Origin of the sequence: Helicobacter cholecystus, assembly GCF_003364215.1 — a bacterium.
Lineage (GTDB): Bacteria > Campylobacterota > Campylobacteria > Campylobacterales > Helicobacteraceae > Helicobacter_G > Helicobacter_G cholecystus.
The window spans coordinates 1-450 of the sequence record NZ_NXLU01000037.1 but is presented as its reverse complement, the minus strand read 5'-3'; the positions used below and the strand labels follow the sequence as shown (position 1 = coordinate 450).

The following is a 450-nucleotide window of genomic DNA, read 5'->3' as shown; positions in this document are numbered from 1 at the left end:
TCAAGTTCTAACACAATCACTCTTACAGGAACAAATCAATCCACTCTAGGTGCAGTTAGTACAAATGGTAATGGTAACACTAACAGTACAAATACAATTTATGTTGGTGTTAAACAATCTGGATCTAGCAACACAACTCCCAACACTAGAGATACAAATGCTAATGGGCTTAGTATTGCTACATTGAGTGCAAATGAAGGGGCAGTTTTATCCAATGAAGGATATAGAGACAATGTTAAGAGTGGTAATCAAAATATCGTAGTTGTAGAGTCTGGTAAGCTTACTGTCTCAGGAAATCCTAATGGAAGTTCAAAAACTTCAATCCAAGCTTCAAAAAATGCTCAAAACTTTATTACAGCCAACAATGGTGCTAGCATCACAGGAGACATCATTAGCTCAAATCATGGTAGAAATAATATCTACATCAAAGGAACTCTTGGCACTGCTTCT

Annotated in this window: 1 protein-coding gene; it reads left to right on the top strand. The window is 36.4% G+C overall.

The window, feature by feature from the left end; all coding sequences use genetic code 11:
• On the top strand, positions 1-450 hold a 450-nt coding region (locus tag CQA62_RS06970; RefSeq protein WP_170125583.1), incomplete at both ends, for a hypothetical protein.